Origin of the sequence: Streptomyces pilosus (assembly GCF_014649835.1) — a bacterium.
GTDB classification, from domain to species: domain Bacteria; phylum Actinomycetota; class Actinomycetes; order Streptomycetales; family Streptomycetaceae; genus Streptomyces; species Streptomyces pilosus.
Window position 1 is genome coordinate 1 of record NZ_BMTU01000049.1, and the last position, 708, is coordinate 708.

A 708-nucleotide genomic window follows, 5' to 3' on the forward strand; every position below is an offset into this window, starting at 1 on the left:
GGTGTTCGACCGGTTCTACCGTGCCGACAGTGCCCGGGCGTTGCCGGGATCCGGTCTGGGGCTGTCGATCGTGCAGCGGGTCGTCGACGCCCACGGCGGCCGGGCCACCGTCGCCCGCTCCGCACGCGGTGGCGCGTTGCTTCGGGTCGGCCTTCCGGCTGCGGCCCCGCCCGCCCCGATCATGCGGCTCAGCGCCGGGGAGGACACCGAGGTGCGCTGACCCGCCCCGGCGGCGCGGCGCGGGACAAGGGACCGGCCCTCGGGCACGGCCCCGCGCTTTCACCGGCGCGGGAGGACACCGTGATGCGCCGACTCCGGCCCCGGCGCGTGGCGCAGGACCAGAGGGCGGCGACGGTCGGGCCCATGAGAAGGTTCCGGGACGGGTCTGGATCCCCGTCCCGGAACTCGCCCGTACCGCCGCGCTCACCGTTGCAGCGCGGACTCCTCGTTCTCGTCGTCGAGGAGCGGCTGTTGACCGTCCGCCGGCTCTGCCGCTGGACGGGACAGCCGGCTCGGCCACCACATCCGCCGGCCGATCAGCAGGGTGAGGGCGGGCACCAGGACCGACCGCACCAGCAGGGCGTCGAGCAGCACGCCGAAGGCGACCAGGAACCCGACCTCGATCAGCATCACCAGCGGAAGTGTGGCGAGGACCGCGAACGTTGCCGCCAGGACGAGGCCTGCCGAGGTGATGACGCCACCGGTGGC

General features: G+C 74.4%; 2 protein-coding genes. One reads left to right on the forward strand and one right to left on the reverse strand.

Going from position 1 to position 708, the window contains the following annotated elements; all coding sequences use genetic code 11:
* Positions 1-220 (forward strand): ATP-binding protein (locus IE118_RS33850; protein ID WP_189561930.1); only part of this gene is annotated, 220 nt, incomplete at its 5' end.
* 203 nt (positions 221-423) lie between these two features.
* On the opposite strand, the gene IE118_RS33855 is transcribed toward IE118_RS33850, so the two are convergent.
* A partial coding sequence (locus IE118_RS33855) for an MMPL family transporter (protein WP_189561931.1) occupies positions 424-708 on the reverse strand: 285 nt, incomplete at its 5' end.